Raw genomic sequence first — 6,708 nt, 5'->3', positions numbered from 1 at the left:
TAATGATACGTCTCATCGTAGAAAAATCATCGACAATAAGAATTTTAATTTGCTTTTTCAAGTTGTTCTCCAAAATAAGTAATTTCAATATTTATAGGCCCTGATTCCGATAAATATATTACTTCAATATTCAGGCACTAGATAAATAGTACCAATTAAGCTTAATCATCCAACCAAGCATGCATACGCGCTTTGACGCGATGCATTGCTTGACTGTGTATTTGACTCACTCGAGATTCACTGACACTGAGCACTTCCCCGATTTCCCTTAGGTTTAACTCTTCATCATAATAAAGCGATAAAACTAGGCTTTCCCTTTCTGGTAATGTTTTAATGCACTCTGCAAGTGCTTGCTGAAAACGTTGCTCAGAAAAGTCAGCACAAGGGGCACTTGATTTGCCTTCATAAACTGAATATGCATCTTCATTGCTCACCGTTAAATCTTCGACTGCCAATATATGCCCACTGTTAACATCCATCAACATACTATGGTAATCAGCCAGGCTTACGCCTAATTCACCAGCAACATCCGTATCTTTTGCATCCGTGCCAGTCTTTTTTTCAATCCGATCAATGGCCGCTGCAATATCACGACCATTTTTATGCACGGATCTTGGAACCCAATCCCCACGTCTCATTTCATCAATCATTGAGCCACGGATACGAATACCAGCATAAGTTTCAAAGCTAGCTCCTTTAGAACCATCAAAGTTACGCGCAGCATCCAGTAATCCAATCATTCCTGACTGGATTAAATCATCTAACTGAACACTCGGAGGCAAACGTAATAACAAGTGGTGAGCAATTCGTTTTACTAAAAAACTAAATTGTTCAACAGCATTATTCTGTTGCGACTGGATGCTACTGTAAGGGGATGCCTTATTCACTTCAATCTTCTACCCTAGCTTTGTTTTCAAACAAGTTCTCAATGAAAAACTCTAAATGACCACCCACTTTATTTGGTACAGGCCAAGTAGCAGCTTTACTTGCCAATGCTCTAAACGCCAGTGAAGCAGGTGCTTTTGGAAAAGCATCAACAACTACTTTTTGCTTACGCACAGATTGACGAACGCTGTTATCAAACGGAATACAAGCAACAAGCTCTAATGTTGCATCTAAAAATCGATCGGTTACGCGAGTCAATTTAGTAAATAGTTCTTGGCCTTCACGTAAACTGCGCACCATATTGGCTACAATTTTAAAACGATGAACACCGTGCTCTTTTGATAATAATTTAATTAATGCGTAAGCATCAGTTATTGATGTTGGTTCATCACACACCACCATCAGAATATCCTGCGACGCACGGCAAAAACTTAATACCATGTCTGAAATACCAGCCGCGGTATCAACTAAAAGTATGTCAATCGGTGTTTTTAATTCAGCAAAGGCACGGATTAAACCGGCATGCTCTTTTACTGATAACTCCACCATCGAACGTGTACCAGAGGTTGCTGGCGCGATTAAAATGCCATTTGGACCTTCAACCAAAATATCGTCTAATGTGCATTCACCCGAAATCACGTGAGAAATATTTTTATGTACACGTAAGCCGAGTAAAACATCGACATTGGCCAATCCAAGATCGGCATCTAAAACCATAACTCGCTTGCCTTGAGCCGCGAGTGATACTGCCATGTTCAGTGTTACGTTAGTTTTACCTACGCCACCTTTGCCACCTGAAACGGCAATAACTTTAACTTTTTTGTTATTACTCATTTGTCTTAGACCACTTGCTTGATCGAAAAAAATATTTTTATTCATTATTATTTATCATCGCCTAACCAAAAATGCGTATCGTTTTGTTCTTCTAGTGTATCTCTATTAAGTACAGTACGAACCAATTGCTGAGCATTGGCTGAATCTATATCTTCAGGAACTCTTTGCCCATTGGTAATATATGCAATTGGCAATTCATGCTGAATTAATACACTTAAAATTTCACCTAGACTTAAACTTTCATCCACTTTACTCAAAATACAGCCCGCTAACGGGATATGGTGAAAATGTTCTAGTGTTTCTTGTACAACCCTACGCTGTGAGGTAGCAGGGACAACTAAATAATTACGAATCACGACTTTTTCATTATTAACTAATGTTTGTAACTGTTCAGATAAACGCGTATCACGCTGACCCATACCAGCAGTATCAATCAAAACTAACCGCTTACTTCTTAACTGATACAAGTATTGTGCCAGTTCTGCTTCGTCACGTGCAACCTTTACAGTACAGCCCATAATACGGCCATAAGTCGCTAATTGCTCGTGCGCACCAATACGATATGTATCTGTTGTGATCAAGGCGACATTTTCAGAGCCATGCAACATGGCAAATTTTGCCGCTAACTTGGCGATAGTTGTCGTTTTACCAACCCCGGTTGGGCCAACGAGGGCAACAGCGCCGCCTTTCGTTAAAATATCATCCTGTGCAATCAGCACATTATCTGTTAATAATGCTTGGATTTGATCCCAGGCTGATTCAATTGAACAATTTTCTGCCACACAATTCGCTAATTGATCGGCAATCTCTTCAGTAAAACCAATCTTGACCAAATGTTTGATCAACATAGCACGAATAGGTTCGTTACGTTCAACTTCCTGCCACTGTAAGCCTGAGACTTGGTGTTCAAGCAGCTGTCGAATTGAAGCAAGTTCCGCTTTCATTGCACTAATATCTTGTTGGTTATCAGCTTTGGGGGCATTTGATTCAAATTGCTTATACCCACTTGGCTGTGGCTTTCGAGCTATGCCATCACGCATTTCATTTTGTTCTGCGAGCGTAGCAGGTGCCGATTTGGGCGGTTCTGCAAAACGACGTGATACCGGTTTCTTTAAAAAGCTGGTATTCCAATTACCTTCTTCATTCGCATTGCCATCATTACTTATTGCTTGCGACATTTGCTGTTTATGTTCTTGCTGGCGTGCCAGCAAACTCGCTAATGAATCACTTGTCGTTGTAGCTTGCTTTGGCTCCGCTTGTTGCGACAATTCATTATTCATTAACTTCTTAAAACTAAAATTAGATGCCGATAAATTGACGGAGTCTTCAGAAAGTTGACGGCTTGCCTTATTCGCTACAGGCGTTTGTTCCGCTGCTTGTTGCGGTGCAGCGGGCTTACTTTCAGAAAAATCTACCGCTGCAACGATCTCGATGCCACCAGTGACCTTTTTGTTAGACATTATCACAGCGTCAGGGCCAAGAACCTCTTTAACTTCAGCCAATGCCGCACGCATATCTTTGGCAAAAAAGCGCTTTATTTTCAACTTATCATCCTTAGTTCTGTTCGCTACTTTAATTTATGAACGCGTTATTGACCGACAACACTGACAATACGTATCTGTTTATCATCGGGTACTTCTTGATAGGATAATACTCGTAGAGATGGAATTGAGTATTTCACAAATTTCGCCAATGTTGACCTTAATACACCCGACGTAAGTAAGATCGCTGGTTGTCCTGCTAATTCTTGATTCTGTGCTACTTCAGCTAATGAAGTTTGCATTCGTTCTGCTAATCCAGGTTCAATCCCCGCTCCTTCACTGCCCGCAGCCTGTAAAGACTGATGTAATATTTGTTCTAATTCCGGCGCCAGTGTAACAACAGGTAACTCACTATCGATACCATTGATATCCTGAACGATCATACGGCGCAAGCTCACACGACAAGCCGAAATTAATACTTCTGGATCTTGTGTTTTACTGCCATATTCCGCCATAGTTTCAACAATGGTGCGAATATCTCGGATTGGCACGTTATCGTGTAATAACCCTTGTAGTACTTTCACGACTATACCCAAAGGTAAAATGTCGGGTACTAAACTTTCCACTAATTTGGGATGTGTTTTCGCTAGCACATCTAATAAATTCTGCACTTCTTCATAACCGAGCAGTTGTGCAGCATTGTTAAGCAGCAACTGACTCAAGTGTGTCGCAACAACCGTAGCTGAGTCAACAGCTGTATAACCCAAGGTTTGCGCTTGATCACGCTGTTGAGGGTTGATCCACAAAGCTGGTAAGCCAAACGCAGGATCTATGGTTGAAATGCCATCTATCTTGCCGTAAACCTGACCAGGGTTAATTGCTAATTCTTTATCATGAAAGATTTCAATTTCACCATTTGAAACCCCCATAATGTTAATACTGTAACAGTTTGGTGGTAAATCTAGGTTGTCACGGATATGCACCGCGGGTACCAAAAAGCCCAATTCTTGAGACAATTTCTTACGCACACCTTTAATACGGTTGAGCAATTCACCGCCTTGGCTTTTATCAACTAACGGGATAAGGCGGTAGCCAACTTCTAAACCTATTGTATCAACCGGTTTCACATCGTCCCAATCAAGTTCTTTCTGATCATTGAGGTTCGCTTCAATCGCAGCACTTTCAGGCATGTTATCTTTATTTGCTTCACGCTCAGCTTGTTTTTTCATTAACCACCAAGCCCAACCGCCAGTAAGAACACCAAAACCGATGAAAGCAAGATGCGGCATGCCCGGAACTAAACCCATCACCGTCATGATTAACCCAACAACTGCTAACGCTTTTGGATTCGCAATCATTTGGCTGCTGACTTGCGTACCCAATTTTTCATCTTTATTCTGGCGGGTAACAATGATCGCGGCAGCAATAGATAGCAGTAATGACGGAATTTGCGCAACCAAACCATCACCAATGGTCAGCAAGGTATAAATGCGACTGGCTTCAGAAAAACTCAGATCATGCTGCATAATACCAATGATTAACCCACCAATAATATTGATGAATAAAATCAATAAGCCCGCAACCGCATCACCTTTTACAAATTTACTGGCACCGTCCATCGAACCATAAAAGTCAGCTTCTTGAGTCACCTCTTCACGGCGCTTTTTTGCTTGTTCTTGATCAATAATACCGGCATTTAAATCAGCATCAATCGCCATCTGTTTACCAGGCATGGCATCTAGAGTAAAACGCGCACTTACTTCCGAGATACGGCCCGCACCTTTGGTTACAACAGCAAAGTTAATAATCATCAGAATCATAAACACGATCAGACCAACCGCCAAATTCCCGCCGATCACCACGGAGCCAAAAGCATCGATGACCTTACCGGCGGCATCGCCACCATTATGACCTTCTAATAATACCACTCGGGTGGAGGCTACATTAAGGGCTAAACGCAGTAATGTCGCAATTAGCAGTACGGTCGGAAACGCCGCAAATTCAAGAGGTTTGTTTACATATACAGAAACAAGTAAGACTAATAACGACAACGCGATATTAAAAGAAAAGAACACATCAAGTAGGAATGCAGGTATCGGTAATACAACCATGCCTAGTGTAGCTAACACAACGATCGGGGTGCCGATATTTTCTAGCGCGATCGCTCTTTTACCCCAGATTTTGGATAGATTTGTTGCTACTTGCATTCGGTGACCTCAAAAATTTATGCTCGCTAGTATAAAGCAATAATCATACCGAAGGCAAAAGCATTAGCTGCGTTAGCACAAAAATAGCATTAATATTTCAAATCATTGGGTATATCCATGGTTTTTGGCAGGGGTTTAGGACGATTACCTTTACGTAGTTTAAATTGCTCAAGTTGATAAACATAAGCGAGGATCTGGGCAACCGCAATAAATAGCCCTTCCGGTATCGGATCATCGATCTCCGTTGTATGATAAATAGCACGTGTTAAAGCCGCCGATTCCAAGATGGGTACTTGATGCTCTTTCGCCATTTCACGAATACGAAATGCAGCTTGGTCGACACCTTTAGCCACTACTTTCGGTGCCGCACTGCCGGACTTCTCATATTTTAACGCCACAGAATAATGGGTAGGGTTAGTAATAATCACATCCGCGTCAGGGACGTTCCCCATCATACGACGCTGTGATACCTCCATCTGCATTTGCCTAATTTTGCCTTTTAACTGTGGGTTACCATTTACATCTTTCATTTCGTCTTTAACTTCTTGCTTGGTCATACGTAATTCTTTAGCATGCTTCCAATATTGATAAGGTACATCGATTGCAACAATGATAATCAAAGACGCACATAGCCAAATAAAAACATCCGTCAAGAAATTCAACGATTCGATAATCGAGATGTGTAATGGCTGAAGGCTAAACTCCATGATCTCTAGGAATTGATTTTTTAACACAATCAAGGCAATGGTAACTACGACCGTGACCTTAGCAATTGATTTAATCAATTCCACCATGGCCTGCGGGCCCATCATTCTTTTAATACCTGCTTTCGGCGACATTTTGGATGCCTTGGGACGAATCGATTCGCCACTAAAAACTACACCTCCCATGATAATGTTGCCAATAATACCGGCAAAAAAACCCACTAACATAATAGCGAGTAACGGCCACATTAATGGTTTAACGCTGGAGGCGACGACTTCGAGTAGTGCTTCGGGGTTAAATACTTCTTCACGGCTAAGCTGAAATAGACGACTCATATTAGTAACAAGTGCACGCGCTAATTCATCACCAAAGGCCAGAAAAGCGGCACCAGTTGCCGTGAGTACGAAGGTCGTCGCCAGTTCTTTCGAACGAACTACCTGACCTTTTTCTCTGGCTTGGGTGAGTTTTTTCTCGGTGGCGTCTTCGGTTTGTTCTTGTCCGTCTTTTTCAGCCATGAGGAAATACCTTTATCCTAATTTGATAAGTGTAATTAATACGCGCAAGCATTATTGAGCAATGAACAAATCAACTCACCC

The 6,708-nt window shown here is 41.7% G+C and carries 5 protein-coding genes; all 5 read right to left on the bottom strand.

Annotated features, from left to right (window positions below; genetic code table 11):
- Positions 1 to 161: 161 nt before the first annotated feature.
- Positions 162 to 887, bottom strand: coding sequence for an RNA polymerase sigma factor FliA (locus QNK26_RS09920; protein ID WP_319222610.1), 726 nt, complete (start codon positions 885 to 887; stop codon positions 162 to 164).
- Between the two features lies 1 nt (position 888).
- Entirely contained in the window at positions 889 to 1,764 is an 876-nt protein-coding gene (locus QNK26_RS09915; protein WP_319222608.1) for a MinD/ParA family protein, read from the bottom strand.
- A gap of 2 nt (positions 1,765 to 1,766) precedes the next feature.
- Positions 1,767 to 3,263 (bottom strand): flagellar biosynthesis protein FlhF, encoded by a 1,497-nt coding sequence (flhF, locus tag QNK26_RS09910; protein ID WP_319222606.1) that lies wholly within the window; start codon positions 3,261 to 3,263, stop codon positions 1,767 to 1,769.
- A gap of 44 nt (positions 3,264 to 3,307) precedes the next feature.
- Positions 3,308 to 5,407 carry a flagellar biosynthesis protein FlhA gene (flhA, locus tag QNK26_RS09905; protein ID WP_319222604.1) on the bottom strand — a complete coding sequence of 700 codons (2,100 nt, stop codon included), beginning with the start codon at positions 5,405 to 5,407 and terminating at the stop codon, positions 3,308 to 3,310.
- 89 nt (positions 5,408 to 5,496) lie between these two features.
- Positions 5,497 to 6,627 carry a flagellar biosynthesis protein FlhB gene (flhB, locus tag QNK26_RS09900; protein ID WP_319222602.1) on the bottom strand — a complete coding sequence of 377 codons (1,131 nt, stop codon included), beginning with the start codon at positions 6,625 to 6,627 and terminating at the stop codon, positions 5,497 to 5,499.
- Positions 6,628 to 6,708 lie beyond the last annotated feature (81 nt).

The sequence above is a fragment of the Moritella sp. genome, from assembly GCF_033791185.1.
Lineage (GTDB): Bacteria > Pseudomonadota > Gammaproteobacteria > Enterobacterales > Moritellaceae > Moritella.
The sequence above is the reverse complement of the archived record's forward strand: the minus strand, read 5'-3'. Positions and strand labels throughout refer to the sequence as shown.